The 26,659-nt window shown below is 73.5% G+C and carries 26 protein-coding genes and 1 pseudogene; 14 read left to right on the top strand and 13 right to left on the bottom strand.

Annotated elements, in window-relative coordinates:
- Positions 1-84: 84 nt before the first annotated feature.
- Positions 85-1,785 (bottom strand): hypothetical protein, encoded by a 1,701-nt coding sequence (locus J2S66_RS07295; RefSeq protein ID WP_310305360.1) that lies wholly within the window; start codon positions 1,783-1,785, stop codon positions 85-87.
- Between the two features lie 350 nt (positions 1,786-2,135).
- On the opposite strand from J2S66_RS07295, the gene J2S66_RS07290 reads away from it, so the two are divergent.
- The gene (locus tag J2S66_RS07290) at positions 2,136-2,534 is read left to right on the top strand and encodes an MmcQ/YjbR family DNA-binding protein (protein ID WP_310305358.1); all 399 of its coding nucleotides are present in this window, start codon (positions 2,136-2,138) and stop codon (positions 2,532-2,534) included.
- A gap of 136 nt (positions 2,535-2,670) precedes the next feature.
- On the opposite strand, the gene J2S66_RS07285 is transcribed toward J2S66_RS07290, so the two are convergent.
- Together J2S66_RS07285 and J2S66_RS07280 are read right to left on the bottom strand one after the other, a co-directional pair.
- Entirely contained in the window at positions 2,671-3,717 is a 1,047-nt protein-coding gene (locus J2S66_RS07285; RefSeq protein WP_310305357.1) for an amidohydrolase family protein, read from the bottom strand.
- A 160-nt stretch (positions 3,718-3,877) separates the two neighbouring features.
- A complete protein-coding gene (locus tag J2S66_RS07280) occupies positions 3,878-4,141 on the bottom strand; it encodes a hypothetical protein (protein ID WP_310305355.1) in 264 nt (87 codons plus the stop codon).
- Positions 4,142-4,240: 99 nt separating this feature from the next.
- On the opposite strand from J2S66_RS07280, the gene J2S66_RS07275 reads away from it, so the two are divergent.
- Both J2S66_RS07275 and J2S66_RS07270 read left to right on the top strand, forming a co-directional pair.
- Positions 4,241-4,924: a response regulator gene (locus tag J2S66_RS07275; protein ID WP_310305353.1), complete on the top strand. Its 684-nt coding sequence runs from the start codon at positions 4,241-4,243 to the stop codon at positions 4,922-4,924.
- Positions 4,921-6,288 (top strand): sensor histidine kinase, encoded by a 1,368-nt coding sequence (locus J2S66_RS07270; RefSeq protein WP_310305351.1) that lies wholly within the window; start codon positions 4,921-4,923, stop codon positions 6,286-6,288. Before J2S66_RS07275 ends, J2S66_RS07270 begins: the two co-directional genes overlap by 4 nt.
- A 176-nt stretch (positions 6,289-6,464) precedes the next feature.
- On the opposite strand, the gene J2S66_RS07265 is transcribed toward J2S66_RS07270, so the two are convergent.
- On the bottom strand, positions 6,465-8,906 hold the full coding sequence (locus tag J2S66_RS07265; protein ID WP_310305347.1) for a helix-turn-helix transcriptional regulator: 2,442 nt from the start codon (positions 8,904-8,906) through the stop codon (positions 6,465-6,467).
- A 268-nt stretch (positions 8,907-9,174) separates the two neighbouring features.
- On the opposite strand from J2S66_RS07265, the gene J2S66_RS07260 reads away from it, so the two are divergent.
- From J2S66_RS07260 to J2S66_RS07240, 5 genes are all read left to right on the top strand, one after another.
- Positions 9,175-10,002 (top strand): poly(ethylene terephthalate) hydrolase family protein, encoded by an 828-nt coding sequence (locus tag J2S66_RS07260; RefSeq protein WP_310314710.1) that lies wholly within the window; start codon positions 9,175-9,177, stop codon positions 10,000-10,002.
- Positions 10,003-10,214: 212 nt separating this feature from the next.
- A complete protein-coding gene (locus tag J2S66_RS07255) occupies positions 10,215-11,669 on the top strand; it encodes a DUF1996 domain-containing protein (RefSeq protein WP_310305345.1) in 1,455 nt (484 codons plus the stop codon).
- Positions 11,670-11,745: 76 nt separating this feature from the next.
- On the top strand, positions 11,746-12,642 hold the full coding sequence (locus J2S66_RS07250) for an aminoglycoside phosphotransferase family protein (RefSeq protein WP_310305344.1): 897 nt from the start codon (positions 11,746-11,748) through the stop codon (positions 12,640-12,642).
- A gap of 174 nt (positions 12,643-12,816) precedes the next feature.
- Complete coding sequence (locus J2S66_RS07245) at positions 12,817-12,978, top strand: hypothetical protein (RefSeq protein WP_310305342.1); 162 nt, start codon at positions 12,817-12,819, stop codon at positions 12,976-12,978.
- A 77-nt stretch (positions 12,979-13,055) separates the two neighbouring features.
- Entirely contained in the window at positions 13,056-13,556 is a 501-nt protein-coding gene (locus J2S66_RS07240; protein ID WP_310305339.1) for a DUF6292 family protein, read from the top strand.
- Between the two features lie 140 nt (positions 13,557-13,696).
- Here the strand turns inward: J2S66_RS07240 and J2S66_RS07235 are convergent, their stop codons facing one another.
- Both J2S66_RS07235 and J2S66_RS07230 read right to left on the bottom strand, forming a co-directional pair.
- Positions 13,697-13,924, bottom strand: a complete 228-nt coding sequence (locus J2S66_RS07235; protein ID WP_310305338.1) for a hypothetical protein — start codon at positions 13,922-13,924, stop codon at positions 13,697-13,699.
- Between the two features lie 263 nt (positions 13,925-14,187).
- Positions 14,188-14,739: a carboxymuconolactone decarboxylase family protein gene (locus J2S66_RS07230; RefSeq protein ID WP_310314707.1), complete on the bottom strand. Its 552-nt coding sequence runs from the start codon at positions 14,737-14,739 to the stop codon at positions 14,188-14,190.
- A 100-nt stretch (positions 14,740-14,839) separates the two neighbouring features.
- Here J2S66_RS07230 and J2S66_RS07225 point away from each other — a divergent pair, with 100 nt between their 5' ends.
- Positions 14,840-15,322: a MarR family winged helix-turn-helix transcriptional regulator gene (locus tag J2S66_RS07225; protein WP_310305336.1), complete on the top strand. Its 483-nt coding sequence runs from the start codon at positions 14,840-14,842 to the stop codon at positions 15,320-15,322.
- A 95-nt stretch (positions 15,323-15,417) separates the two neighbouring features.
- On the opposite strand, the pseudogene J2S66_RS07220 reads toward J2S66_RS07225, so the two are convergent.
- The 3 genes and pseudogenes from J2S66_RS07220 to J2S66_RS07210 all read right to left on the bottom strand — a co-directional run.
- A pseudogene (locus J2S66_RS07220) lies at positions 15,418-16,107 on the bottom strand (cytochrome P450); the annotation flags it as partial.
- Positions 16,108-16,202: 95 nt separating this feature from the next.
- A complete protein-coding gene (sigJ, locus tag J2S66_RS07215) occupies positions 16,203-17,060 on the bottom strand; it encodes an RNA polymerase sigma factor SigJ (RefSeq protein ID WP_310314704.1) in 858 nt (285 codons plus the stop codon).
- A gap of 29 nt (positions 17,061-17,089) precedes the next feature.
- Positions 17,090-17,824, bottom strand: coding sequence for an SDR family oxidoreductase (locus J2S66_RS07210; protein ID WP_310305334.1), 735 nt, complete (start codon positions 17,822-17,824; stop codon positions 17,090-17,092).
- A 107-nt stretch (positions 17,825-17,931) separates the two neighbouring features.
- Between J2S66_RS07210 and J2S66_RS07205 the strand changes: the two genes are divergently transcribed.
- Positions 17,932-18,411, top strand: a complete 480-nt coding sequence (locus J2S66_RS07205) for a hypothetical protein (RefSeq protein WP_310305332.1) — start codon at positions 17,932-17,934, stop codon at positions 18,409-18,411.
- A 3-nt stretch (positions 18,412-18,414) separates the two neighbouring features.
- Here J2S66_RS07205 and J2S66_RS07200 read toward each other — a convergent pair whose 3' ends face one another.
- The gene (locus tag J2S66_RS07200) at positions 18,415-20,433 is read right to left on the bottom strand and encodes an MMPL family transporter (protein ID WP_310305330.1); all 2,019 of its coding nucleotides are present in this window, start codon (positions 20,431-20,433) and stop codon (positions 18,415-18,417) included.
- Between the two features lie 74 nt (positions 20,434-20,507).
- On the opposite strand from J2S66_RS07200, the gene J2S66_RS07195 reads away from it, so the two are divergent.
- Positions 20,508-20,963: a MarR family winged helix-turn-helix transcriptional regulator gene (locus tag J2S66_RS07195; protein ID WP_310305328.1), complete on the top strand. Its 456-nt coding sequence runs from the start codon at positions 20,508-20,510 to the stop codon at positions 20,961-20,963.
- A 167-nt stretch (positions 20,964-21,130) separates the two neighbouring features.
- Here the strand turns inward: J2S66_RS07195 and J2S66_RS07190 are convergent, their stop codons facing one another.
- Entirely contained in the window at positions 21,131-21,589 is a 459-nt protein-coding gene (locus tag J2S66_RS07190; RefSeq protein WP_310305327.1) for a MarR family winged helix-turn-helix transcriptional regulator, read from the bottom strand.
- A 135-nt stretch (positions 21,590-21,724) separates the two neighbouring features.
- Here J2S66_RS07190 and J2S66_RS07185 point away from each other — a divergent pair, with 135 nt between their 5' ends.
- Positions 21,725-22,444 (top strand): alpha/beta fold hydrolase, encoded by a 720-nt coding sequence (locus tag J2S66_RS07185; protein ID WP_310305325.1) that lies wholly within the window; start codon positions 21,725-21,727, stop codon positions 22,442-22,444.
- A gap of 215 nt (positions 22,445-22,659) precedes the next feature.
- Complete coding sequence (locus tag J2S66_RS07180) at positions 22,660-23,244, top strand: snapalysin family zinc-dependent metalloprotease (protein ID WP_306750952.1); 585 nt, start codon at positions 22,660-22,662, stop codon at positions 23,242-23,244.
- 77 nt (positions 23,245-23,321) lie between these two features.
- Here the strand turns inward: J2S66_RS07180 and J2S66_RS07175 are convergent, their stop codons facing one another.
- Positions 23,322-24,392: an ABC transporter permease gene (locus tag J2S66_RS07175; RefSeq protein WP_310305319.1), complete on the bottom strand. Its 1,071-nt coding sequence runs from the start codon at positions 24,390-24,392 to the stop codon at positions 23,322-23,324.
- Positions 24,389-25,267, bottom strand: a complete 879-nt coding sequence (locus J2S66_RS07170) for an ABC transporter ATP-binding protein (protein WP_310305316.1) — start codon at positions 25,265-25,267, stop codon at positions 24,389-24,391. Before J2S66_RS07170 ends, J2S66_RS07175 begins: the two co-directional genes overlap by 4 nt.
- A gap of 208 nt (positions 25,268-25,475) precedes the next feature.
- Here J2S66_RS07170 and J2S66_RS07165 point away from each other — a divergent pair, with 208 nt between their 5' ends.
- On the top strand, positions 25,476-26,651 hold the full coding sequence (locus J2S66_RS07165) for an HNH endonuclease signature motif containing protein (protein ID WP_310305314.1): 1,176 nt from the start codon (positions 25,476-25,478) through the stop codon (positions 26,649-26,651).
- Positions 26,652-26,659 lie beyond the last annotated feature (8 nt).

Raw genomic sequence — 26,659 nt, 5'->3', positions numbered from 1 at the left:
CCTCGTCGCCCCACCGGGGACGTCGATCGACGCGGGCGCGTCGTTACCGGTGGGGGCGCGGCGTGCGCGCCCCACCGGATCGGCTCAGCGGGGCGCGCCGCTGGGCCGGACCGGGCGGTCGAGCGGCAGCACGTCGCGCATCGACCTCATGACCGTCTGGTCCTGGTCCACCTGCTCCACCAGCGGTTGCGCCGTCAGCACCACCGGCGCCGCCGCGACGGGGACCGCCGCGACCGGGGCGTCGGCGGGCAGCACGGCCACCAGGTCGGATTCGGCGTAGTCGACATCGACCGAGATCTCGTCGCCGCCGATCTCGCGGGTGATCCACTGACCGGACTCGACCAACTGCTTGAGCGTCTTCACGTGCAGGCCGTTGATGCGCTCCAGGTACCACTCGTCCGCCGGCATCGGCCCCATCCGGCCCACGAGCCGCGCCTTGACCTCCTTGATGCGGCCCCACAGCTGCGCCGTCAGCGCCGCCCGGTCGAACGGCCCCTCCAGGCCGTCGCGCAGCCGGTCCTCGATCAACCTCGGCATGCCGGTCTCGTCGGGCATCACCATGGTCGTCCAGGCCCGTGACTTCTCCCGGTACTGCAACTGCTGCATCAGGCCCTCGTGCGCGGAGAAGTCCGAGGACCGGAACTGCCTGCCCTGCCACTTCGAGCGCAGCGTGCCCGCCAACGACAACGCGCTCTTCACCCCCGTGTTCAGCCCCCGCCCGGGCCAGAAGTGCAACGAGTTCGCCGCGTCGCCGATCAGGAACCCGAACGTCGACGGACCCAACTGCGCGGTGAACCGCGCGTTCTGCGTCATCGACAGGTTGAACATCGTGATCCCCAGGATGTCCCGCGGACCCGCACCGAACAACCGCGCCCCGTCCAGGATGCGCGGCCACAGGAACGACAGGCGGTCCACCGACGGCTTGAAGATCGCCCGGTGCCGGTCGCACACGAACCGGTCACCACGCGGCAGCATCATGCACCGGTACGTGCGGATGCAGTCCACCGGCGCGTTCTCCCCGATCGCGACGATCTCCGAGGCCTCCTCGGCGGTCAACCGCATGTTGATGAACCCGCCGCCCAACGAGTTGAACAGGTACCGGTTCTGCCCCACCGTCAACGGCACCGTGTGCTCGTCCGGGAAGTTCCCCCGCACCCGGATGCCCAGCACCGTCTCCACCAACTGCTCGCCGTCCACCGAGTAGAAATTGCGGTCCGGCGTGCCGAAGTGCTCCTTCAACGCCGCACGGGTCGGCGAGTTCGCCCCGTCCGCCACCACCAGGATGTGCGTCCCCCCGAACCCCTCGGGCACCTCGTAGCGGCCCGGGACCAGCTCGATGTCGTACAACTCCTGCGCCATCTCCAGCAGCGCGTCCTCGATCCACCGGATCTTGATGTTGCGCGGCCGGCCCTTCCCCTCCGGCGAGTCCGGACCCAACGGCCACATCTCGGCGAACCGACCGTCGACGAACAAACGCTCCCGCACCAGGTGCGGCAGGGTCGACCACACGTTGCTCTGCAACGTCACGACCTGCTCACGCCGGAAGTTGCCCTCCGCCTGCCCCAACCACACCACCTTGTTGCCCTGCCGCTTCCACCGCCGGTCGTGGATGCGGATCACCACCTGGTCACCCATCATCGCCCGCAGCGTGCACGCGAACGACAACCCGACCGGGCCGCCGCCCACCACGTCCACGCGCAGCGGCTTGCGCCCGCTGGGCAGCGGGTCGAGCTTCTTGAACAGGCCCGTGGCCCAGTCGGCCGCCGGGGTGGCCGGGGCCGCCACCGGGGTGTCGACGCGCTGCTGGTCAGGTCGAGGCTGGTCAGGTCGAGGCTGGTCAGGTCGAGGCTGGTCAGGTCGAGGCTGGTCCGGGCGCTGAGGCATCCGGATCAGCCTCGTCCGCTCCGCGCGGTTCTGCTCTGCGCTGCTCATCCCCGGGCCGACCCCTTCACGACGATCATCGGTGTACGCCTCCCACACGTGCGGTGACCCGGAACGGTTCACACGGATATCCGGATGCGCCGAACGTGCCCTGGATACATCCGAACGGAGGCACTTCCGGGCGGTCGGCCGCCGAATCCTGTCACGGGGCCGTCGACCTATACTCCTGGGCCTTGGACCGACCGGGGGCTGCGGTGGCTGTGCGTGCTGATGAGTTCTTCCGCGTCGTGGACGCGCTCGTCGAGGTGGGGCGGTCGACGGGCGACCAGTACACGACGTTCACCGTGCGCGGCAAGCGGTTCGGCTACTACTGGCCGCGCACGGACACCGTGGGTCTCAAGCAGACGCTGTCCGAGCAGCGGGCCCTGGTCGCCGAGCGGCCGGACGTGTTCGAGGAGCAGTTCACGGCGGGTGGGTTCGGCTGGGTCGTGGTGCGCCTGGACGGCGTGGACCCGGTCGAGCTGTCCGAGCTGGTCTTCGAGGCGTGGCGCCTGTCCGCCCCGGAGGACCTGCTGGCCGAAGCCCCCGACTGGGCCACCCACCCCCCGAACGTAGAACTCACCGCCCCCGGACGTACGACTCGCGCGACCTGAACGTTGGACTCGCGCGACCTGAACGTACGACTCACCTCTCCCGGACGTACGACTCGCGCGAGTCGTACGTCCAGGTCGCGCGAGTCGTACGTCGGGGGGCGGTGAGTTCTACGTTCAGGTGCGGTGAGTTCTGCGTTCAGGAGCGGTGGACCAGGCGGCCCCTGAGGATCACGGCTTCGGGGTGGGACAGGGCGCGGAGGTCTGTGCGCGGGTCCTCGGCGTAGACGGCGGCGTCGGCGGGAGCGCCCGGTTCCAGGCCGGGCAGCCCCAGGTAGGCGCGGGCTGCCCAGGAGGCGGCGGCCAGGGCGGTGTGGGGGTGCACGCCGGCCGCGGCCAGGGCCAGGACTTCGTCCGCCACCCGGCCGTGCGGTGCGGAGTCCGTCCCGGCCAGGACCAGGACGCCCGCCTCGGCGGCCGCGGCGGTCAGAGGGGCGTGGGCGGTCGCGCCGTCCACGTACCAGCGCTTGCGCGGGCCCTCCGGCTTGTCGACGACGGTGGCCAGGGTCGAGGTGATGGCCGAGAGGGTCGGGGTGAGCGCGGTGCCGCGCGCCGCCATGTCGTGCAGCAGGTCGGGGTCCAGGCACATGCCGTGCTCCACGGAGTCGACGCCCGCCACCACCGCCGCCGCACCTCCCGCCGCGTGCTGGGTGTGCACGGCGAGCCGCCCACCCACCGCGCGCACCGCCTCCACGACGGCCGTCAGCACGTCGGCGGGCACGGGGGCGTCGTCCACGCCCCAGTCCGCCACGACCTTCGCCCACCCGGTGCGCGCGGCCTGCGCGGCGGCGACCGCGGGCAGCTCGGCGTGCTCCACCCGCCGCCCCCACCCGTCGAAGAACTGCCCGTGCTGCACCAGCCACGGACCGGCGTGCCAGGCGCGCGGCACGTCGGGATCGGTGCCGAACCACGGCGGCGGCTCGCCCGCGAGCCCCGGTGAGCGGATCACCGCCACCCCGGCCCGCACGTGCTGCCGCAGGTGCGCGCGCAGCAGCTCGTCGTCGAGCGCCTCACCGGGCGCCTCCGCGCCGGGGTGGGTGTGCGCGTCGACCAGTCCGGGCACGAGCCATCCCTCGGCCACCGGCGCCACCCCCGGCACCGGGTCGGTCGTCCACCGGTCGCCGTCCGCGTAGAGGTCGACGTGCTCGCCGTGCGGGAGCGCCCACCCGCGGACCCTGATCACCATCACCCAGCCTTACCGCACCGGCCCGCGTCTCGACAACGGGTCGGTGTGGTCTGATGCGGTGGACGATCGGCACCGTTCCGGGGGAGCCCGCGATCACGTCGGCGGTCGGCGCGGGGTCCGGGCGAGGGTCCGCGCCGGCTGAGCGGTCCGGGACCGCACGTCACCCGGTGCAGTGACGGCAGTGGTGGGGGCCGACGGCCCGGTCACGACCCCGCCAGCCCTCCCGGACGGCCTGCGCCCACAGCACGTGCCAGGCGGTGGCCGGTTCGTCCCCGAGGTGCGTCCTGCCGCAGTCGTCGCAGATCAGGAGCAGCGCACCGGGGTGGTGGTCGGCGGGGATCGCGGTCACGGCGGGGCGGTCGGCTTCCTCGGTCGGGCTGAGCGGGCCGGCGTCGGCGCGGTCGCGTGACCCGATTGTCGGCACACGGCACCCCCACTGTGACTGAAAACCGTGTTCGGCAACCTTGCGATCACCTTGCGATCGCTGCGCGGGCGGTCCCGGTGGTGGAGGATCGGCGGCGTCATGGACTTCTCGGTTCTGCTGGTCGAGGACGACGAGCACATCAGGCAGGCGTTGGGACTCGCCCTCGGCGACGAGGGCTTCGAGGTGCGGGAGGCGGTGTCGGGCGAGGAGGCGCTGGTCCTGCTCGACGACGGGGAACCCGACGTGGTGCTGCTCGACCTGGTGCTGCCCGGCGTGGACGGCCTGGAGGTGTGCCGCACGCTGCGGGCGCGCGGCGACCTGCCGATCATCGTGGTCACGGCGCGCGCGGACGCCGCCGACGTGATCGCGGGCCTGGAGGCGGGCGCGGACGACTACGTGACCAAACCGCTGGTGGCGAGCGTGCTGGCCGCGCGCATCCGCGCCCTGCTGCGGCGGCGCGGTCCCGGGCGGCAGGACGAGGTGCTGCGCGCGGGCGACCTGGAGGTCCGGCCGGACGTCGGCTCGGTGCACCGGGCGGGCGTCGAGGTGCACCTGACGCGCACCGAGTTCCGGCTGCTGGTGGAGCTGGCCACGGCGGCGGGGCGGATCGTGACCCGCGAGCAGCTGCTCCAGCGCGTGTGGGGCTACGACTACTTCGGCGACACGCGGCTGCTGGACGTGCACGTCCGCCGGCTGCGGCGCAAGGTCGAGCACAACCCCGACGAGCCGGCGCTGGTCGTGACCGTGCGCGGCGCCGGGTACCGGTTGGACGTGGAGGGGTGACCCGGGCGCACCGGTTCTCGCTGCGGTGGCGGGTCGCGGTGGTGCTGGGCGTCGGGTCGCTGCTGCTGACGAGCGTGCTGGCGCTGGTCGTGTGGAACCTGGCGTCCGGGTACATGCTGCGGCAGCGCGAGCAGAGCGCGGTGCGCCAGGCCGAGGTGAACGTGCGGCTGGTCGACGAGTCGCTGCGGACCGGGTCGGAGGGGCTGGACGAGCTGCTCAAGGGCCTCACCGCCGGTCCGGACACGACGATCCTGCTGTTCCGGCCGGGCCAGGTGCTCACCGGGGGCCGGCAGGTCGACCCGGCGGTGCTGCCGCGCGAGCTGCTGGACCTGGGGCGCGCGGGGGTGCCCGCCGGGCAGCGGCTGATCGTGGGCGACATGCCGGTGTACGCGGTGACGCTGCCGATCACGAACGCCGATGGCGTGTACGTGGAGGTCGCGCCGATGCTGCAGCTCGACCGGACGTTCCGCTTCCTCAGCGCGGTGCTGGTCGCGGCGACCGTGGCGAGCGGCCTGCTGGGCGTGGCGCTCGGGTCGTGGGCGGGTCGGCGGGCGCTGCGGCCGTTGACGCAGCTGACGAACGCCGCGTCGCGGATCGCGGGCGGCGACCTCAAGGCGCGGTTGCCGGCGCAGACGGACCCGGACCTGACGCCGTTGGCGGCGACGTTCAACTCGACGGCGGACGCGCTGGAGCAGCGGGTGCTGCGGGACGCGCGGTTCGCGGGCGACGTCAGCCACGAGCTGCGCTCGCCGTTGACGACGATGGTGAACGCGTCCGAGGTGCTGCGCCGCAGGCGGGCCGACATCCCGGGCACGGCGGGCCGTGCGGTGGACCTGCTGACGTCCGAGGTGGACCGGTTCGCGCGGATGGTGGTGGACCTGCTGGAGATCTCGCGGGCCGACCAGGAGGACGACCCGACGCTGGAGGCGATCGACCTGGGGTCGCTGGTGGTGAACGTGCTGGCGGCCCGGCAGGGCCCGCCGGTGCCGCTGGAGCTGGCCTCGCCCTCGCCGCACGTGCTGGGCGACCGCCGCCGGCTCGACCGGGTGGTGAGCAACCTGGTGGACAACGCCGAGCGGCACGCGGGCGGCGCGGTGCGGGTGGCCGTGCTGCGGCGCGGAGGGCTGGCCGTGCTGGAGGTCGACGACACGGGGCCGGGCGTGGCGCCGGACGCGCGGACGCGGATCTTCGAGCGGTTCGACCGCGGCACGCGGGCGGGGTCGCGGGGGGCGGACACCGGCAGCGGCCTCGGGCTGGCGCTGGTGGCGCAGCACGTGCAGCGGCACGGCGGCACCGTGCACGTGGTCGAGCGGCCGGGTGGCGGCGCGCGGTTCGTGGTGGAGATCCCGGAGGCCGAGCGGTGAGACGCGCGGTGGCGGTGTTCCCGGGGAACGGCTTCGTGTTCTCCACCGCGAACGGAGTGGAACCGGCGCCCGGCCGGCTCCTGCGGCGCACCCTCCGCCCACGAGGTAAGTCGGCGCGCCTGTGAACGGGCTGTCGAACCGGTGCGCGGTCGCTGTGCGCGACCGGTGCGCGGGGCTCAGTCCAGGAACTTGACCAGCTCCACCCGGGACCGGATGTCCAGGCGGGTGAAGATGTTGCGCAGGTGGTGCTCGACGGTGCGCCTGCTGAGGAACAGGCGTTCGGCCACCTCGCGGTTCGTGGCGCCCTCGGCCACCAGGTGGGCGATCTGGCGCTGCTGCGGGGTCAGGTCGGCCACCCGGGAGCCGGTGGGGCCCTCGGCCGGTTCGCCGGTGGCGCGGAGTTCGGCTCGTGCGCGGTCGGCCCAGTGGTCGGCCTCGTAGTGCTCGAAGTGGTGGACGGCGTCGTGCAGGAGTTCGCGCGCCTGGCGCGGTTTGCGGTTGCGGCGCAGGCGGTTGGCGTAGAACAGCTCGGTCTTGGCCAGTTCCAGCGGGGTGCCGCCGACCTGGTGCAGCCGGATCGCCTCGGTGAAGTGCTCGTCGGCGCCGGGACCGTCGGAGATCAGCGCGCGGCAGCGGTGCGAGAGGGCCACCCGGGACGCGGTGCCCGTGCTGTGCGCCCACTTCTCGTAGCGGTGCAGGGCGCGGTCCGCGGTGTCGGGGTGGCCGCTGCGGACGGCGGCCTCCACGATGTCCGGCGCGGCCAGGGCGCGGATGCCCGCGTGCACGCCCCGCACGGACGCCGTCCGCATGCGGCGCAGCGCGTCGGCCGGGCGGTCGCGGGTCAGGTCGACGCACGTGGACGCCCACGCCCCGATGGTGCCGGACCGGCCCAGGCCGCGTTGGCGGACCTGGTCGGCGGCGGCGTCGATGCGGTGCAGGGCGGTGTCGGCGTCACCGCGCAGGGCGGCGAGCAGGGCGAGCACCATCAGGTGGTCGGCGACGGCGTTGTGCTGCCCGGCGGCGGTCGCGGCGTGCACGCCCTCGAACGCGGCGGTCAGCGCGAGTTCGTGCTGGTCCACCATGAGCGCGGCCAGCGCGCGGTAGGTCAGCGCCCACGGCACGAGGGTGGTCAGGCCGCTCTCGCGGGCCGCCGTGACGCCCCGGTCGGCCAGCGCGTGCGCCTTCGCCGCGTCGCCGAGCACGTAGGCCGCGTGCCCGCCCCAGATCTTGGACTTCGCGTCGGGCAGGTGCTCGGCCAGCTCCACGACCGAGCGCAGCGCGGGCAGCGCCTCGTCGTGCCGCCCGGCGTAGCTGGCGGCGGTGCCGATCAGGTGGTCGAGCGTGAGCCGGGACTCGGCGGGTTCGTCGGCGGTGCGCCAGGTGACGGCCAGGCCGGCGATCTCGGTGTGCAGCACGTGGTCGCCCGCGACGGCCGCGGCCTCGCCCGCGAAACCCAGGGCGGTGACGGCGAGGCCCCGGTTCGCGCCGACCAGTTCGCCGGCGGCGCGAAGCAACCGGCGCGCGGCCACGTCGGGCAGCCCGTTGCCGATCTCGATGCCGCCGCGCACCAGGTCGGCCAGCGCGCGCGGCTCGGCGTGGTCGGACAGTGGCACCGCCTCGCGCAGGATCGTCCGGGCGCGGTGCGGCAGGCCGCGCCGCCAGTGGTCGGCCGCCGCGGACAGCAGGCGGCGGGCGCGGAGGTCCGGCGCCGTGGTCAGGGTGGCGGCGCGCTGGTGGTCGCGGGCGGCGGCGGCGAAGTCGCCCCGGTCGCGGGCCCGCGCGGCGGCCTCGGCCAGCACGTCGGCCTGCCCGTCCCGCGGCCCCGCCGCGAGCACCGCGCGGTGCCACGTCCGGCGCGGACCGTCGGGCAGGGACTCGGCGAGCGCGGCGTGCGCCCCGTAGCGCTCGGCCAGCGGGAGTTCGGCGACCAGCGTGGACCGCACGAGCGGGCGCGGGTCCATCAGCGCCGCGGCCTCCTGCACCGCCGCGACGGGCAGGCCGGGCAGCCGCACGAGGGTGTCCACGTCCAGCTCGTCGTCCACCAGCACCAGGCCCAGCGCGCGCCGGGCGTCGGGGGTGAGGGCGTCGAAGCGGGCGCGCAGCCTGGCCCGCGAGGTGCTGCCCGGCGGCAGCACGTCCGGTGGCGGCTCGGCGCCGCCGAGCTGGGCGCTGGTCAGCGACCTGGCCAGCTCGACCAGCGCCAGCGGGTTGCCGCACGCCGTGCGGGCCACGTCGTCCGCCAGCTCCCCTGGCAGGCCGGGGAGCAGGTCGCGCAGCACCCGGACGCTGGTGGCGTGGTCCAGCGGGTCGACCTCCACGCCGGGCAGGCCGGGCAGCGGGCGGTCGGCGGTGACGAGCACCGCGACCGGCTCGTCCTCCAGCTCCGGGAGCGCGTCGAGCAGCCAGTCCAGGTCGAGGCGGTGCGCGTCGTCCACGCACAGCAGGGTGCGCCGCGAGTCGGGCGTGAAGTCCGCCGCCGCGTGCCGCGCCGCGCGCAGCAGCGACGTCCGGCCGGACCCGGCCTCGCCGTGCAGCACCAGCACGCCGCCCCGGCCGGCGCGGGCGCGGGCGAGCACCGCGTCCACGGCGACGCGCTGCCGGTCGCGTCCGCGCAGCATGCCTCCTTTCTGCCAGGTGCCGTGCGGCGGCGGTAGGGCCGACCGACCGGTGTGCGCGCGGTGGATGCACCGATAGCCCGCACCGGGGTGTTGCGGTCCGCGGGGCCGGGGACTGGCAGGTGTGCCGATGCGCGTGCCCGGCCGGGTGCCGGAACGTCGTGGTCGCCCCGCACCGCCGCAAGCACGAGCCCTGCATCCCCTGCATCCCTGCACGAGCGAGGTGTTCCGCACAGTGCGACTCCGCAACGTGATCTACACGATCCCGGCGATGGCCCTGGTCCTGACCGGTCTCTCGGCACCGGCCCAGGCCGTCGCCAACCCCTACGAGCGCGGTCCGGCACCCACCACGGCGAGCGTCGAGGCCGCCCGCGGCCCGTTCGCCACGGCGACCACCACCGTCTCCCGCTCCTCGGTGAGCGGGTTCGGCGGCGGCACGATCTACTACCCGACCAGCACGGCCGAGGGCACGTTCGGCGCGGTCGCCATCTCCCCCGGTTTCACCGCGTCCCAGTCGAGCGTGTCGTGGTTCGGTCCGCGCCTGGCGTCCCAGGGCTTCGTGGTGATCACCATCGACACCCTGTCGACGCTGGACCAGCCCGACAGCCGCGGCGCGCAGCTGCTGGCGGCGCTGGACTACCTGACCCGGACCAGCTCGGTGCGCACCCGCGTCGACGCCACCCGGTTGTCGGTGATGGGGCACTCGATGGGCGGCGGCGGTTCCCTGGCCGCGAGCCGCACCCGGCCGGCGTTGCAGGCCGCGATCCCGCTGACCCCGTGGCACGGCACGAAGTCCTGGTCCACGGTCCGCGTGCCCACCATGATCATCGGCGCGGAGAGCGACAGCGTGGCCCCGGTCTCGTCCCACTCGGAGCCGTTCTACACCAGCCTCACCTCCGCGCCGGACAAGGCGTACCTGGAGCTGAACAGCGCGAGCCACTCGGCCCCGACGTCGGCGAACACGACCGTGGCGAAGTACAGCATCTCCTGGCTCAAGCGCTTCGTCGACAACGACACCCGCTATGACCAGTTCCTGTGCCCGGCACCGGGCCGCAGCACCCTGATCGAGGAGTACCGCGACACCTGTCCCCACTCCTGATCGGGTGACCACGGCGGAGCGGCCTCCGGGCAGGAGTCGCTCCGCCGCGCTGGTCACGGCCCCGTTTCAGGGGTCGACCCGCACACCATGAACGTAACGGAACGATAACGCCGCGAACTCGGTTGGGCTGCGGTACCGCCACCGCCCGTATGCCACCGTGGGACGGCCTACCGATGTCGTCCCCACCGCCGGACGACTGAGGTGAGATCGAAATGACGATGACCGGTGGGAGACACCGCATCTCCCGCAGGACGAAGATCGCCACGCTCGGCGCGGCGCTGGTGGTCACCGCCGGCTCCGTCGTCGTGCTCACTGCCTCGGGTGGTGACGACGCGGCGTCCGCCGACGGTGTGGACAAGTCGCAGTTCGTCGACATCACCACGGTGCAGCCCAACGTGAAGGCGGTGAAGAAGCAGCGCCAGGCGTCACGGGGCACGTTCACGGTGAGCTGCGGCCGCAACGAGAACGGCCACTTCAACAGCGACAACTTCATCGCGCAGCCCGGTGTCGCGCACGGCGCGCAGCACCTGCACGACTACGTCGGCAACCTGTCCACCAACGCCGAGTCGACCAACCAGAGCCTGCTCGCGGCGGGCACCACGTGCCGCAACGGCGACAAGTCCACCTACTTCTGGCCGGTGCTGCGCATCGACAAGGGCGACGCCGAGGTGGCGAACCCCGTCGACCCGCAGGCCCAGGCGCAGCAGGAGCAGCAGAAGGCGGCCGACGAGCAGATCAAGGAAGAGCCGCGCGTGCAGTGCCCCGACGTGGCCAGCAAGATCGACGAGGAGGTGCCCGAGGAGGCGCAGCCGCAGGTCGACGAGGCGCTCGCCCAGGTCGAGCAGGTCACCGAGGACGCCGAGAAGCGGCTGCCCGGCTCGACCGCGGTCGACGCCGAGGTGCTGGGGCCGCTGACCGAGCAGCGCAAGCAGGCGCTCGACCGCCTCACGCAGGCGGTCGCCAAACCCGGCGTGCAACCGGTGGACTTCGGCGCGCTCGCGCCGTGCGCCATCAAGCAACCCGACCAGCCCTCCCCCATCGGCGACGGCTCCGAGAACAGCGAGAAGGAGGACCCGGCCGACGCCCAGGCGGGCGCGCACGCCGACCACGCCAACGAACTGCCCGGCAACCTCGGCGAGATCCAGCGCCCGGAGAAGGTGGAGCTGACCTTCCGCGGCAGCCCCGTGGGCAAGGTCCGCGCGATGCCGAAGTTCCTGCGCGTCCTCTACGGCGACGCCAAGGTGTCCACGAACGGACCGGCGAACGCCCGCGCCTCGTGGACCTGCACCGGCTTCGAGGACAAGGTGCAGCTCCAGACGTACGTGGTCTGCCCCGAGGGCTCGAAGGTCAAGCGCCTGCACGACTTCCCGAGCTGCTGGGACGGCAGGAACACCGACAGCGCCAACCACCGCACGCACATCGTGTACCCCGACCCGGCCACCGGGAAGTGCGCGCGGGGCTTCAAGGCCGTGCCGCAGCTGCGGATCTCGCTGACCTACGACATCCCCCGCGACGTCCAGGTCAACGGCCAGTACGCGGTGGACTCGTTCCCGCAGGAGAGCCACAACCCGTTCAGCGACCACGACGACTTCGCCAACGTCATGAACCAGCGGATCATGAACCGCCTGGTGTGGTGCGTGAACCGCGGCAAGACCTGCCGGGAGTGACGACGGTTCCTCGCGCAGCCGCCGGGTCGCCCCGAAATCGGGTGCGGCCCGGCGGCGGCGCGTCGATGCTGGGCCGGTGCGATACCCCGAGTACCAGGGCACGGTCGGGATCGACGCGCGGCTCGCGCGGCGGTTGGTGGACAGCCAGTTCCCGAGGTGGGCCGGGCTGCCGGTGCGGCCGGTCGACCTCGACGGCTGGGACAACCGGACCTTCCGGCTCGGCGACGAGCTGACCGTGCGCCTGCCCAGCGGCGACTGGTACGCCCTGCAGGTGGACAAGGAGCAGCGCTGGCTGCCGGTGCTCGCGCCGGAACTCCCGCTGCCCGTGCCCACCCCGGTGGCGCGGGGCGTGCCGGGCCACGGCTACCCGTACCCGTGGTCCGTCTACCGGTGGCTCGACGGACGACCGGCGCTGGTGGCGGGGACGGGCGACGCCACGGCGTTCGCCACCGACCTCGCGCGGTTCCTGGTGGCGCTGCGGCGGGTCGACTCGACCGCCGGCCCCGCACCGGGCGAGCACAACTTCCACCGCGGCGCGCCGGTGACCGCGTACGGGGACGAACTGTCCGCCGCCGTCGAGGCGCTGGGCGCGGAGGTGCCCCGGGACGAGGTGCTCACGGCCTGGGACGAGGCCACCGCGACGGCCTGGGGAGACCGCCCCGTCTGGTTCCACGGCGACGTCGCCCTCGGCAACCTGCTGGTCCGCGACGGCCGGTTGAGCGCGGTCATCGACTTCGGCACGTCCGGCGTGGGTGACCCGGCGTGCGACGTGGTGATCGCCTGGACCGCGCTGTCCGGTGGCGCCCGGGACGCGTTCCGCCGCACGCTCGACCTGGACGCCGCCACGTGGGCGCGCGGGCGCGGCTGGGCGCTGTGGAAGGCGCTGGTCTCACTGGTGGCGGCGCTGGAGCGGGACGGGGACGGCGAGGGGCACCGGCGGGTCGTGCGGCGCGTGCTCGCGGACCGCGCGTGACGCGCCGAAGTCCTCTCCGACACGTCCACCGCGCTTTTCGGGTCCGTCCGGGGTAGGGTAGGGCCATCGAGGTCGCGCCTTCGCGCACCCGAACATCCCTCGCGCCCCGCGCTCCACGCCCCGAGCACAGCCTCGGCCGGGAACGCGCGCACGGTGCGGAGAAAGTCGGCAACCATGACCGCAACAGCGGCGAACGACCTGTTCAGCCACCCCGAAGCGCACACGACCCAGCAGCGCAGCGGGCCCCGTGACGACGCGCAGCGCACGTACAAGGACCTCTTCCGCGAGCCGGACGACGCCCCGGACGGCACCCCGAGGGCCGGCCACACCCCGTGATGCGCCCCCCGGCGGCTCGGAACGCGGCAGGCGGGGCGCGACCGCTCCCCACCCAACCGGCTCGGAGGTTGTACGTCGTGCCCGCACAGCGCGAGGAACCGGCAACGCGGCCGGTCGACCCGAACCCCGATCACACCCAGGCGCTGACCCGTGCCCTGCGCGAGTACGTGCGGGCCGTGGCGGTCGCGGTGGGCGTCCCGGCGGACGGCACGACGTTCGAGGTCACCGACACGATCACCGCCTACCTGGCGTTGAACCAGCAGGTGCCCGAGCACCCCGGCCGAGACCTGATGCTGGTGTGGGACGAGCGGCAGGGCTGGTCGGTGTCCGTGGAGACCGACCCGGGCGAGTCGCCGGTCCTGCTGACCCGCGGCGGCGACGACCCGGTGCCGCACCCCGAGGCGGTCGCCCGCCTGGTGGCCGGTTCGGCGGCACGGCGGGCCGGTGCGCCGGCGGTGGCGCCGCGACGGCTGGACCGCGCGGCCCTGGCCGAGCGCATGGAGTGGCGCGTCGGCGCGTGGCCGCCCCCGGACCGTCCTCTCAGGACGTTCCCGCTCGCGGACTCGGGCGGGGCCTGACCGCGGCGCACCTCACCGGTGGACACCCGGCCGCTCGCGGCCGGGAGGACGCCGTCGTCCCGGATCGGCGCGGCTCCGCACCCGTGACACCGGGCCGAAGGCCGGTCCGCCCCGGGCACGTGCCGACGGGCGGGAGCCGGTCACAGCACGCGTGAGCGGCCCACCCGGGCGTTGGCGCGGGAGTTCAACCCGAGCATGGACAGCAGTTCGCGGCAGTCGTCGACGTCGATCGCGTTGTCCGCCACGGTGTGCGCGGCACGGGTCCGCTGGACCGCTTCCGCCTGGTCCGCGGCGGCGCGCACCTCGGCGAAGTTCACCGGGGGACGTCGCTCACCGGTCGACGTGAAGTGCAGGGGGTCGTGCCCCACGAGCGTTTGATCCGGCGACAAGCCGGTGCTCCCGTCTCCGACCGGCCGTGCAGCACCGGGACCGGAACTCGGCGGGGACCGCGTCGGCCGAGTGCCGACATCAGGTGTTCCCCGCGAGCCGACGATACCCCACCCCACCCCCTCGGACCGATCCCGACCGGACGCCGGCGAGGTCGCGCCGGGCGCGTTCGCCACGATCGTGCCGATCCCGGTGCGGGTGGCAGCGCACCGCGGCGGTCTTCCCGGAGTTCCCCGCCCCGGTTTCAGCCCGCGTGCCCGTGCCAGGCGAAGGGCGCGAGCCGCTCGTCCAGCGGCGCCCCGGTGAGCCGGTTGGCCAGGGTGGACGTCGTGTAGGCGCCGATGCCGAGGACGACCTCCAGGGCGTTCCGGGCGGTGTGGCCCGCCGCGAGGAAGGCGTCGAGCACGTCGTCGGCCACGGCTCCGGCGGTGGCGAGGACCGCCAGCGTGAACACCCGGACGGCCTCCAGCCGCCCGTCCGCCAGGGGACGCCGCTCCCGCAGTGCCGCGATCAGGTCCGGGTCCGCGCCCAGCGCGGTCAGCTTGGCGGTGTGCAGGGCGACGCAGACCTCGCACCCGTTGCGGGTCGCGACGGCGAGGACGACGACCTCGCGGGCGAGCGGGTCGAGGGTGGTGGCCTCGAACCGCGCGCTGATCCCGAGGAACCCGTCGAGCAGTTGCGGTGACCCGGCGAGGCGGGCCACCGGGGCGGGCAGGTAGCCCATCCTGTCGGCGACGCCCGCCATCACCCGGCGGGAGGCGGGCGGGGCGGTCTCGGGGGTGTGGTCGACGAACACGGACTCGCGCACGGGGCTCCTCGTGGGTGGCGCGGCGGGCCGCACCCTAGACTGGTCAACGTGGTTGACGAAAAGGTAAACCAGGTTGTCGAGTTTGACAATGGGCGCTGATCCGGCGGACGAGGCCCCTCCCGGCTTCGTGCTCCCGTTGCTGCTGTTCGCGGGCTTCCGGGCGTTCATCGACGAGGTGCACGCCGAACTGGCGCGACAGGGCCACCCCGACCTGCGCCCGGCCCACGGCTTCGCGCTCCAGGCCGTCGGCGGGGCGGGCGTGACCGCGGGCGAACTCGGCCGGCGCCTGGGCGTGTCGAAGCAGGCCGCGGGCAAGACCGTGGACCGGCTGGCGGGCCTGGGCTACGTCGAGCGGGTGGACGACCCGGCCGACGCCCGGCGCAAGCACGTCCGCCTCACCGCGCGCGGGCACGACGTGCTCGCCCGGTCGGCAGCGGTCATGGAGTCGCTGCGGGCGCGGTGGGCGGACGCGCTGGGCGAGGGACGCCTGCGCGACCTGGAGCGGGGCCTGCGGACGGTGGTGCCCGGCGACCACTTCCGGCTCGACGCGTCGAACTGGTTCGGGGCCTGACCACGGCGGCCTCACCGACCCGAACCGACCCGACTTCGGGCGGACCGCGCGTCCGGGCACGGGGCCGCGGGTGGTGCCCCGCACCCGGACGGTGCTCACCAGGTGACCGGGAGTTCCCGCAGGCCGCCGACGAGCAGTCCCTCCACCGGCCGCAGCCCGTCCACCGGGCCGGCCGGCCGCAGGCCGGGCAACCGGCGCAGCAGCACGTCGAGCGCGACCTGGAGCTCGGTGCGGGCGAGTGCCTGACCGAGGCACGAGTGCGCGCCGGCGCCGAAGGACAGGTGCGGGTTCGGGCTGCGCGTCAGGTCCACCTCCCCGGCCCGCTCGAACGCGGCGTCGTCGCGGTTGGCGGCGGCCATGCTGCACACCACGGTCGTGCCCGCCGGCAGCACGGTGCCGCCGACCTCGAAGTCCTCGTCGAGGTAGCGCAGCATGCCGACCCCGGCGTTGACGTCGGTCCGCAGCGCCTCCTCCACGGCGGGGCGCACCAGCGCCCGGTCCGCCAGCAGCGACTCCCAGCGGGACCGGTCGGCCAGCAGCACCGCCACCATCTTGGCGATCATGTTCGCGGTGGTCTCGTGCCCGGCGACCAGGAGTGCCATGCCGGTGGCCACCAGCACGCCGTCGGGCATGGCCGTGCCCTCGGAGTCGGTGCTCGTGATCAGCTCGCTGAGGATGTCGTCACCGGGTTCGGCGCGCTTGGCCGCCACGTGGCCGCCCATGTAGGCCACGAACTCGGCCTGCGCCGCGCCGATCTCCTCCCGCGTGTAGCGGGTCGTGCTGAGGCCGCCCACGGCCCCGCTCGGCGGACAACCCCTCGGCACCACCCCCGTCGACGCACCGGTCGAACCGGACGGGCGGACCCGGTCGAGCAACTGCGTCAATCCACCTCCAGCACCGGCGGCAGCTTGGCCGGCGCCACCACGATGTCCACGCGCCGCACGCGTCCCCCGGCCAGGGTCACCGCGCCGACGAAGCGGGTCGTCGCGCCGGTCATCACCGCGAACCCGGGGCCGCCGTTGACCACGACGGGGACCAGGCGCTCCCCTTGCGCCATCTTGCGGCGGACGCCCAGCAGGAAGCGGCCCACGTGGTCCGGGCCGTGCACCGGCCGGCGGGCCACGCCGAGGATGCCGCCGCCGTCGCTGGTCAGCACCACGTCCGGGTCCAGGACGGTCAGCAGCGCGGACAGGTCGCCGCCGGCCACCGCGCGCAGGAACGTCGACGTCGTGTGCCGGTGCTCGGCGGTGGCCACGTCGACGCGGGGCGCGCCCGCCGAGACGTGGGCGCGGGCCCGGACGGCGAGCTGGCGCACCGCCGCCGGGGTGCGGCCGACGATCGCGGCGATCTCCGGGAACGGCAGGCCGAACACCTCGTGCAGCACCCACGTCGTGCGCTCGGCCGGGGTCAGCGTCTCCAGCACCACCATCAGCGCGAAGCTGACGCTCTCGTCGAGGGTGACCCGGTCGGCCGGGTCGGCGTCCACGACGGGTTCGGGCAGCCACGGACCGACGTACTCCTCGCGCCGCACCCTGGCGGAGCGCAGCACGTCCACCGCGCGCCGCGCCACCGCCACCACCGCCCACGCCTCCACGTCCCGGACCGGCTCGCGGGCGTCCGCCTCGACCAGGCGCAGCCAGGAGTCCGACACCACGTCCTGCGCCTCGGCGACCGTGCCGACGAGCGAGTAGGCGACGCCGACGAGCCGTTGCCGCACGCGGGTGTACTCGGCGGCCAGCTCGGCCTACCGGTCCGCGACCGGCCCCGTCACGGCCGCACCGAGTCCAGGTACCCGTCGAACGTCCGCTCGCCCTCCAGGTACTCGCCCCGCGGCACGAGGCCACCGGTGGCGAGCCCGTCCGGTCCGCCCCCGACCTCCTCGACGGTCAGCGCGTCACCGCGCCGCGCGACCAGGCGGCGGGCCATGTCGGCGAGCGTGATCCGCTCGGGACCGGCGATCGGCGTGGCGAACCCCTGCGGACCGCCCTCGGCCAACGCGACCAGCCGGGCCGCGACCTCGACCGTGGACACCGGCTGCGACAGCATCGCGGGCACCCGCGCCACCGGCCCTTCGGCGTTCGCCAGCGTCTGGGCGGCGAACTCGAAGAACTGGGTGGCCCGCAGCACCGTCCACGGCACCGGCCCGGCGGTGACCAACTCCTCCTGGCGGCGCTTGCCGTGGTAGTAGTCCAGATCGACCTCGTCCGCGCCGACGATCGACAGCACCACCAGGTGCCGGACCCCGGCGCGGGCCGACGCGTCGAGCAGGTGCGTCGTGACGTCGCCGAAGAACCGCTCGGCCTCCTCCCGCGTCCACACCGCCGTGTTGGACACGTCGATCACCGCCTCGCACCCGGTCAGCGCCGCGTCCAGGCCCGCGCCGGTGGTCAGGTCGACCCCGTCCGCGCGGCTGAGCACGACGGCCTCGTGCCCGGCCCGCGCCACCTCCTCGACGACCTTCCGCCCGACCACTCCGGTGCCGCCCGCAACCGCGATCCTCATCATGCGTCCTCACGTCCATGGGAACCTCGCCGCAACCAGGACGACCCGGCCACGCCCGCTGTGACACGACCCGTAACGGATCACCCGGACGGGGCGAAATCCCGATCATGAGGATCGCGGTCGTCGTCGCACTGCTCGCCCTGGCCACGGGCTGTTCCACCGCCGTCACGGGCACCGGCACGGGCGGTGCGGCCGTGACCACCACCACTACCGCGGCCACCACTACCGCGGCCACCGCTGCCACCACCACGACCGCCCCGGCGGAGGACACCACCGGGCCGACGCCCCCGCCGATCCCGGCGATCGACGAGGGTGCGCCGGCCCAGTACTGCGACCAGCCGTTCACCGGTGCGCTCGGCAAGGACATGCTCGCCGTCGTGGTCGAGACCCCGTCCGGCCGGCTGGGCTGCGACGAGGCCGGCGCGGTCTTGGCCGACTACTACGCCGAGCGCCGGGACCCGAGGACCGGCCTGCCGCCGCTGGCCGTCGCCGGCATGTCCTGCAACCAGGTTCCCGAGGGCCAACTGCCGCAGGTGGTGTGCGTCGGCGAGGACGACCTCATCTACGCGATGTGGCCCCAGACGTGACCGTCACTCCTTCCCGCGGGCCAGCTTCGACGGCCACCAGATGCGCCGGCCGAGGTCCACGCCCAGCGCGGGCACGAGCAGCGACCGCACCACGAACGTGTCCAGCAGCACGCCGAACGCCACGATGAACGCGATCTGCGCGAGGAACAGGATGGGCAGCACGGCCAGCGCGGAGAACGTGGCCGCCAGCACCACGCCCGCCGAGGTGATCACGCCGCCGGTGATGGTGAGGCCGCGCAGCACGCCCTCCCGCGTGCCGATCGAGGCCGCCTCCTCGCGCACCCGCGTCATCAGGAAGATGTTGTAGTCGATCCCCAGCGCCACCAGGAACACGAACCCGAACAGCGGCACCACCGGGTCCGCGCCGGGGAAGTCGAAGATCCCGTTGAACACCAGCGCGGAGACGCCCATGGTCGCGCCGAACGACAGCACCACGGTGGCGATCAGCAGCAGCGGCGCGAGCAGCGACCGCAGCAGCAGCGCCAGCACCAGGAAGATCACCACGAGCACGATCGGGATGATGACCAACCGGTCGCGCTCGGAGGTGTTCTGCGTGTCCAGTTGCGTGGCGGTGGGTCCGCCGACCTTCGCGTCGGCGTCGGGCACCGCGCGCACGGCCTCGCGCAGCCGCTGCACGGTGGCCACCGCGGCCTCCGAGTCGGCCGGGTCCTCCAGCACCACGTCGAGGCGCACCAGGTCGTCCGCCTCGCCGGCGGGCCGCACCGACGACACGCCGTCCACGTCCTGCGCCGCCGCCGTCACCTGCTGCGCCGCCGCGGAGCGGGCCAGCACGACGGTCGGCGCGCCGGTGCCGCCCGGGAAGTGCCGCGACAGCACCTCCTGGCCGGCGACCGAGTCGACGTCGGTGAGGAACACGTCGGACTGGGCCGTGCCGGACGCCTGGAGCTGCGGCACGAACGCGACGCCGACCAGCAGCACCAGGGTGGTGACCACCCACGTCGCGCGCGGCCGGGCGGAGATCACCTTCGCGATCCGCGACCACAGGCCGCTCGCCTCGGGGTGCGGGGAGCCGAGCTTCGGGCGCAGCGGCCAGAAGGCGGAGCGGCCGAGCAGCACGAGCGCGGCGGGCAGGAACGTGACCGAGGCGAGGAACGCCGCGCCGATGCCGATGGCGGCGACCGGGCCGAGGCCCTTGTTCGAGTTCAGGTCGCTGAACAGCAGGCACAGCACGCCGAGCACGACCGTGCCCGCGGAGGCGGCGATGGGCTCGATGGTGGCCCGCCACGCCGTCCGCATGGCGGTGAACCTGTCCTCGGTGTCGCGCAGCTCCTCGCGGAACCTCGACACGAGCAGCAGCGCGTAGTCCGTGGCCGCGCCGAACACGAGGATGAACAGGATGCCCTGGCTCTGGCCGTTGAGGTCGAGCACGCCGCCGTCGGCCAGCAGGTACACGGCGAGGCTCGCGAGGCCCAGCGCGAACACGCCGGACAGCAGCACGACGAACGGCAGCAGCGGGCTGCGGTAGACGAGGACCAGGATCACCGCGACGACCGCGCCCGCGACGAGCAGCAGCAGTCCGTCGATGCCGCCGAAGGCCTCCTTCAGGTCCGCGACCTGCGCGGCGGGACCGGCGACCAGCACCGTCAACCCGTCGGGCGGGGACGTGAGCCGGGCGCGGATCTCGTCGACCGCGCCGGCCGGGTCCTCCGGGTCCACCACGACCACGACCTGCGCGGCCTGGTCGTCCTGCTGCGACGGGATGACGGGGGACGCCTCGCCGGGGAGGTCCAGGCCACCCAGGTAGTCGCGATCGGCCTGGGTGAGGCCGGAGGTGCGCTCGGCCACCACGACGGCGGGCAGGCCGCGGGTGTCGCCGAACGACTTCACCCGTTCGGACACCTCGGTGGCCTCGGCGGACGCGGGCAGGAACGCCGAGCTGTCGTTGGTCGAGACCTCGCTGAGCTTGCCCGCGAACGGCCCGGACACGCCGCCGAGCGCGAGCCAGGCGACGGCGACGAGCGCCGGGAGCAACCAGCGGGCACGAGAAGGGCTTGTGCTCACGGCAGAATGTCCTCCGGGACTACGTACTTCGACAGTCGGATAGTTCGATCGTCGAAATGCTAACGGGAGGGTGGATGGTCGACAACTCGGCGCTGGTCAGGCTGCTCCGGCAGCTCACGGTCGAGACCGACCGGTTCGCGGAGATCTTCGGCGACCGGCAGGGTATGCACCGCACGGACCTCAACGCGCTGGCCGTGATCATGGACGCGCGGTGGAGCGGCGAGCCGATGTCACCGGGGAAGCTGGCCGAGGCGATGCACCTGAGCGCGTCGGCGACCACGTCCGTCCTGGACCGACTGGAGGCGTCCGGGCACGTCGAGCGCACGCGCAGCCCGCACGACCGGCGCAAGGTCGAACTGCGCGCGCACCCCAAGGCGCTCGACCTGGGGCGCGCGTTCTTCGAGCCGCTCAACGAGGCGTTCACCGCCGCGTGGGCCGGGTTCGACGACCGGGAGAAGGAGGTCGTGGCGCGGTTCCTGGCCGCGAGCATCGAGGCCACGGTGACCGTGCGCGGCGGACTCGACCCGTGACCGCCGCCACGTGCGCGAAGCGGTAGGACCGGACAAGATTCATCCGCTGTGGAAAAATCCGGTGACACTCGGGGCGCGGCGCCCGCCGGCCGACGGGGCCGTGCGCGGCGCCGCCGGCGGACGACACGCGGCCCGGGACGCACAGCGGGCGTCCCGGGCGCGGGCGATCAGCGCGCGTTGTGCGCGGCGACGTTGGCCGCCAGGTGGCGCAGCGACTCGCGCAACCGGTCCACCTCGACCTCGGGCAGCCCCATCACCTCCCCGATGGACGTGGTGATGCCCCCGGTCGAGCCCTGCAGCGCCCGGCCCTCGTCGGTCAGCCCCACCAGGACCGACCGCTCGTCGTCCATCCGGCGCCGGCGCGTGACCAGGCCCGCCACCTCCAGGCGCTTGAGCAGCGGCGTCAGGGTGCCGTAGTCCAACTGCAGGGCGTCACCGAGGTCCTTGACCGGCATCGGCTCGCCCCGGTCCCACAGGGCGAGCATGACCAGGTACTGCGGGTAGGTCAGGCCCAGGTCCTGCAACAGGGGCCGGTAGGCGGCGGTGACCGCGCGGGACGCGGCGTAGAGGGCGAAGCACAGCAGGTCGTCCACGGCCGATCCCCGTTCCAGCGGCGGCACGTCCATCGCGGACTCCTCTCGTCGTTCTCCGGACACCCATGGTGCCACGTGTGCCATTGGTCACTACCCAAGTAACTTGTGTACAAGTTACTTGGGTACTAGCTTATGTGACATCAGCCCGACCACCGAGGGAGAAGAACGATGAGCGACAACACCCCCACCGCGATCCTGGTCCACGGCGCGTTCGCGGACGGCTCCAGCTGGGGCCGGGTCATCGACCGGCTGCGCGCCGAAGGCGTGGACGCGATCGCGGTGAGCAACCCGCTGCGCGGCCTGGCCCATGACGGCGACTACGTGGCGGCCGTCGCGGGCCAGGTCGACGGGCCCGTCGTGCTGGTCGGCCACTCCTACGGCGGCCCGGTCATCACCCACGCGGGCGCCAAGGCGCCCAACGTGAAGGCCCTGGTCTACGTGGCCTCGTTCGGCATCGACACCGGCGAGAGCGCCCTGGGCTCGGTCGAGCCGTTCCCGCCGGTCGAACTGGGCACGTCCCTCGCGCCGCAGCAGTTCCCCGACGGCGAGGGCACCGACACCGAGTTCACCATCCGGCGCGACGCCTTCCCCAGCGTCTTCGCCGCCGACCTGCCTGCGGAGTTCACCGCGACGGCCGCCGCGACCCAGCGCCCGATCGCCGCCCGCGCCCTGGCCGAGCCGCTGGCCGTCGAGCCGGCGTGGAAGACCCTCCCGTCCTGGTTCGCCGTCGCCACCGAGGACAACGCGATCCACCCGGACTCCCAGCGCGCCGCCGCGAAGCGCCTCGGCGCCACCACCGTCGAGGTGCGGGGCTCGCACGCCATCGCCGTCTCCCGCCCGGACGAGGTGGCGGCCCTGGTCCTCGCGGCGGTCCGAGCCGTCGCCTGACCCGACCACCCGGTCGCCCGACCACCCCACGAGCACGGGGCGGACGGGCGACCACCCCCGGACGGCAGCGGCGGCACGGCCGCGAACCCGCCGGGCGGGCGCGGACCCTACCTTCGGGGGCTTCCCGGCCACCACCGGGGACTGGTTGTTTGGGTAGCGCGGGAGCCTCCCCTGTCATCGGCTCCCCGGACTTCCCTGCCCCCAAGGAGAACATCATGCTCGTGCGCAAGGTCGCGCGTGTCGCAGTGCTCGTGCTGGGTCTGCTGTCACCGCTGGTCGCGGTGGCCGGGCCCGCCTCGGCCGCCCCGGTGGCCGACGACGTGCAGGTGCTGGCGCGCACCCTGTACTACGACACCAGCCAGGCCCAGGAGTTCGCGGCGGACTGGGACACCGCCGCCGCGAACTGGAACAAGTCCGTCACCAACGTCCGGCTGGTCAAGCGGACGACCGGTTCGACGGTCAACATCCGCATCCTGGCGGACAACGGCTGGCCCCGCGCCTACGTGACGTCGCTCGGCAACGGCACCGTCTACATGGGACGTCAGGCGGTCCAGCAGGGCTACTACCGGCCCCGCATCTCCACCCACGAGATCGGCCACATCCTCGGCCTGCCGGACCGGCGGACGGGCCTGTGCGCCGACCTGATGTCCGGTTCCAGCGCGCCCATCGCGTGCAAGAACGACCTGCCGAACGCCGCCGAGCGCGCCGAGGTCGACCGCCGCTTCGCCGGGTCGGCCGCCCTGTCGGACGTCCGGACCGCGGGCTACTCGGCCTCTGCCGTGGAGTGCTTCGTGTACTGACGACCGGCACCCGCGGGGCGGTGGCACCACACCGCCCCGCGGGCACTCCCCCGACCACTCCCCCCGGCTTCTCCCCGTCAGTCGGCCTTGGCCCACGCCTTCGCCAGCGACACCTTGCCGCCGGTGCGCATGAGGGACCCCTCGTACAGGCGCGAGGCCAGCAGCACGACCCCGACCACGGACGCGGCCAGCACGCCCAGCGACAGCAGGCCCTCCCACACCGCGGCCGAGCCGGTGAACACGCGGACCGGCATGGCGACCGCCGACGAGAACGGCACGTACGACAGCACGCCCAGCACGGTCGGGTTGTCGGAGAAGAACATCACGCCGAAGTACGGCATCATCACCAGCATCACGACCAGGCCCATGCTGGAGCCCAGGTCCTCCTGGCGGCTGACCAGGGACCCGGCGACGGCCCACACCGAGGCCAGCAGCACGAACCCGAACACCATGAAGGGGACGAACCACCCCAGGGCGGGCGCCACGACGGCGAGCAGTTCGGCCTGGCCCCCGATGCGCAGCGCGATGGGCGTGACCAGCGCGAGCACCACCACCTGGCCCACGGTGAGCAGCGCGTGCCCGGCGATCTTGCCCGCCAGCATGGCGCGCACCGGGATCGTGGACACCAGGATCTCGACGATGCGGGTCTGCTTCTCGGTCACCGTGCTCTGCGCGATGGCCGCCCCGCCCATGCCGAACATGAGGAACACCAGGGCGAAGACCATGATCACCAACTGGCGCTCGCCGGGCGAGACGTCGGCCGGTTCGAGCAGGTCCACCGGCGGTGTGGTGACCAGGGCGGTGAGCACGTCGGTCGGCGGTTCGGTCAGGGCGACCACCCGCACGCCGTCGGACGACCCGTCGGGCACGACGGCCGCCTCGACCTCGTCGGCGCGCACCAGCTCCTCGGCTTCCGCCCGGTCGGCCACCTCGCGCACCTCGAAGCCGGCGGCGGTCAGCACCTTCGCGGTGTCGCCGCCGACCGCGGCGACCGAGTCGGGGGTGTCGAACAGCTTCGGCAGCACGGTGAGGGCGAACAGGCCGAGCACGACGACGGCGAACCCGATCCAGAAGCCCTTCGTGCGGACCAGGACCTTGACCTCGCGTTCGGCGACCAGCCGGGCCGCCGCGGTGAACGGGATGCTCACGCCGCCTCCTTGAAGATCTCGTCGAGCGTGGGTACGACCGGGGTGAAGCTGCGCACGGCGCCGCGGTCCAGGGCGGCGCGCAGCACGTCCTGGTCGTCCGCGGTGTCCAGCTCGAAGACGGCGCGCGGGCCGTCGAGGTCGACGACGCGGACGCCGGGCACGTCGCGCAGCCAGCCCGCGTCGGTGTCGACGACCACCTCGAAGCGGCGGGCGCCGTAGCGGGCGCGCAGCTCGTCGCGGCTGCCGGCGGCGGTGACCCGGCCCTTGGAGATGATCACGACGTCGTCGCAGAGCTGCTCGACGAGCGCGAGCTGGTGGCTGGAGAACAGCACCGGCGCACCGCGCGCCGCGCGGGCGCGCAGCACGTCCAGCACGACCTCCACGGCCAGCGGGTCCAGGCCGGAGAACGGCTCGTCCAGCACCAGCACCTCGGGGTCGTGCACGAGGGCGGCGGCGATCTGCACGCGCTGCTGGTTGCCCAGCGACAGCGCTTCGAGCAGGTCGCCGGACCGCTCGGCCAGGCCGAGCTGGTCCAACAGCCGGTCGGTGTTGGCCCGCGCGGTGGCGCGGTCCAGGCCGTGCAGGCGGCCGAGCCAGCCGACCTGCTCGCCGATCGCCATCTTCGGGTACAGCCCCCGCTCCTCGGGCATGTACCCGAACTGGGGTCGGTTGGCGGCCGTGATCCGCTCACCGCGCCAGCGCACCTCGCCGCCGTGCGCGCCGAGGACGCCCAGCACGATCCGCATGGTGGTGGTCTTGCCGGAGCCGTTCGCACCGAGGAACCCGGTCATCCGGCCTGGTTTCACGTCGAAGGAGACGTCGTGGAGCACCTGGTGGTCCCCGAAGCTCCGGCTGATCGCAGTCACTGTCAACACGCTGATCACGCTATGCGGTCATGTCACCCGATCGCGTCCTCCGCAAGACCCACCCGGGTGATCCTCCGCGAGGATGTCCTGGTCGTCCCGGGGAGGACGGCCGACTCGACGAGTCCCAGGGTCCTCCGACCGACAAGCGGTGGGCGGTCGTGCTGTTTCACCTGATCAAGTGATGAAATGGGCACAGGTGTTCGAATAGCCTGAATTCATGGACGTGTCGCCCGCACTGCTCTCCGACGATGGTGTGTTCGCCGCCATCGCCGAGACCGAGGCCGTGCTGCGCGCACTGCACCTGCGGCGGTTGCGGTTGCTGGCCGAGGTGCTGCGGCGCGGGCTCGACACCGACACCTACCGGCGTCTGGTGCGCGCCGACCCGCGGGAGGTGAAGCGGTGGACGGCGCAGGTGACCCTGTTCCTGCCCTCCACCAGCCCCACCGGCCAACCACTCCCACCCCTGCACCCCGTGACGGGTGCGGTGTTGGAGGAACTCTCCGACGGGCACCTCACCGAATTGGCTCGGGCCATCTCGTTGCACCTTCCGGACGGGTCGGAGGAAATCCTCGTCGAGGCGGCGCGATCGGTGGAACCGAAAGCGGTGCGGCAACTCGCCGACCGGATTCGCGACCGCGTCGAACAGGACCGGGCGGACGAGGTGGACGAACCCGCCGCCGATCCCGGTGACACACTGCACCTGCGCGACCTGCCCGGCGGACGACTCGAATTCTTCGGAGAACTGTCCGCCGAGAGCGGGGCGCGGTTCACCGCACTGCTCGAACCACTCTCCACACCACGCCCGGACGGCCCCCGCGACGCGGCACGACGCAGGGGCGAGGCGTTCGCCGACCTGATCCACCTCGCCTCACGCTCCACCGACCTGCCGTCAGAGGCCGGAGAGCGACCGCACATCAGCGTCACCATCGAGCACGACACCCTCCGCCGGGGCGTCGGGCACGCCTTGTTGGACGGCGACCGGCACCTCAGCGCGGCCCAAGCCCGCCGCATCGCCTGCGACGCCAAAATCGTCCCCGTGGTACTGGGCGGCGACTCCGAAGTACTCGACCTGGGACGCGCCAAACGAACCGTGAGCGTCGCCCAACGCCGGGCGCTGCACGCCCGCGACCGGGGCTGCGCCTTCCCCGGCTGTCACCGACCACCCAAGTGGTGCGACGCCCACCACGTACGACACTGGGCCGACGGCGGCACCACCGACCTGCACAACCTCGTCCTGCTCTGCCGCACCCACCACAGCCTCATCCACCACTCGCAGTGGCACATCACCACCACCGGCGGAACACCGACCTTCATCCCACCCCGACACATCGACCCCGCACAGAGGCCACGCCAAAACCTCCTCCACCGACCACCCACACCCGTGGCCGCCTGACCCTGTTC

The sequence above is a fragment of the Saccharothrix longispora genome, assembly GCF_031455225.1.
Classification (GTDB): Bacteria; Actinomycetota; Actinomycetes; order Mycobacteriales; family Pseudonocardiaceae; genus Actinosynnema; species Actinosynnema longispora.
Note: the sequence above shows the minus strand (reverse complement) of the source record. Positions and strands in the feature narration are given on the sequence as shown.

Excerpts from the sequence above, each read along its gene's own strand:
- J2S66_RS07285 (WP_310305357.1), bottom strand. The coding sequence starts at position 3,717 with ATGGTGATCAGGGTCCGCGGGTGGGCGCTCCCGCACGGCGAGCACGTC.
- J2S66_RS07275 (WP_310305353.1), top strand. The coding sequence starts at position 4,241 with ATGGACTTCTCGGTTCTGCTGGTCGAGGACGACGAGCACATCAGGCAG.
- J2S66_RS07265 (WP_310305347.1), bottom strand. The coding sequence starts at position 8,906 with ATGCTGCGCGGACGCGACCGGCAGCGCGTCGCCGTGGACGCGGTGCTC.
- J2S66_RS07260 (WP_310314710.1), top strand. The coding sequence starts at position 9,175 with ATGGCCCTGGTCCTGACCGGTCTCTCGGCACCGGCCCAGGCCGTCGCC.
- J2S66_RS07255 (WP_310305345.1), top strand. The coding sequence starts at position 10,215 with ATGACGATGACCGGTGGGAGACACCGCATCTCCCGCAGGACGAAGATC.
- J2S66_RS07245 (WP_310305342.1), top strand. The coding sequence starts at position 12,817 with ATGACCGCAACAGCGGCGAACGACCTGTTCAGCCACCCCGAAGCGCAC.
- J2S66_RS07225 (WP_310305336.1), top strand. The coding sequence starts at position 14,840 with ATGGGCGCTGATCCGGCGGACGAGGCCCCTCCCGGCTTCGTGCTCCCG.
- J2S66_RS07210 (WP_310305334.1), bottom strand. The coding sequence starts at position 17,824 with ATGAGGATCGCGGTTGCGGGCGGCACCGGAGTGGTCGGGCGGAAGGTC.
- J2S66_RS07205 (WP_310305332.1), top strand. The coding sequence starts at position 17,932 with ATGAGGATCGCGGTCGTCGTCGCACTGCTCGCCCTGGCCACGGGCTGT.
- J2S66_RS07195 (WP_310305328.1), top strand. The coding sequence starts at position 20,508 with ATGGTCGACAACTCGGCGCTGGTCAGGCTGCTCCGGCAGCTCACGGTC.
- J2S66_RS07190 (WP_310305327.1), bottom strand. The coding sequence starts at position 21,589 with ATGGACGTGCCGCCGCTGGAACGGGGATCGGCCGTGGACGACCTGCTG.
- J2S66_RS07185 (WP_310305325.1), top strand. The coding sequence starts at position 21,725 with ATGAGCGACAACACCCCCACCGCGATCCTGGTCCACGGCGCGTTCGCG.
- J2S66_RS07180 (WP_306750952.1), top strand. The coding sequence starts at position 22,660 with ATGCTCGTGCGCAAGGTCGCGCGTGTCGCAGTGCTCGTGCTGGGTCTG.
- J2S66_RS07165 (WP_310305314.1), top strand. The coding sequence starts at position 25,476 with ATGGACGTGTCGCCCGCACTGCTCTCCGACGATGGTGTGTTCGCCGCC.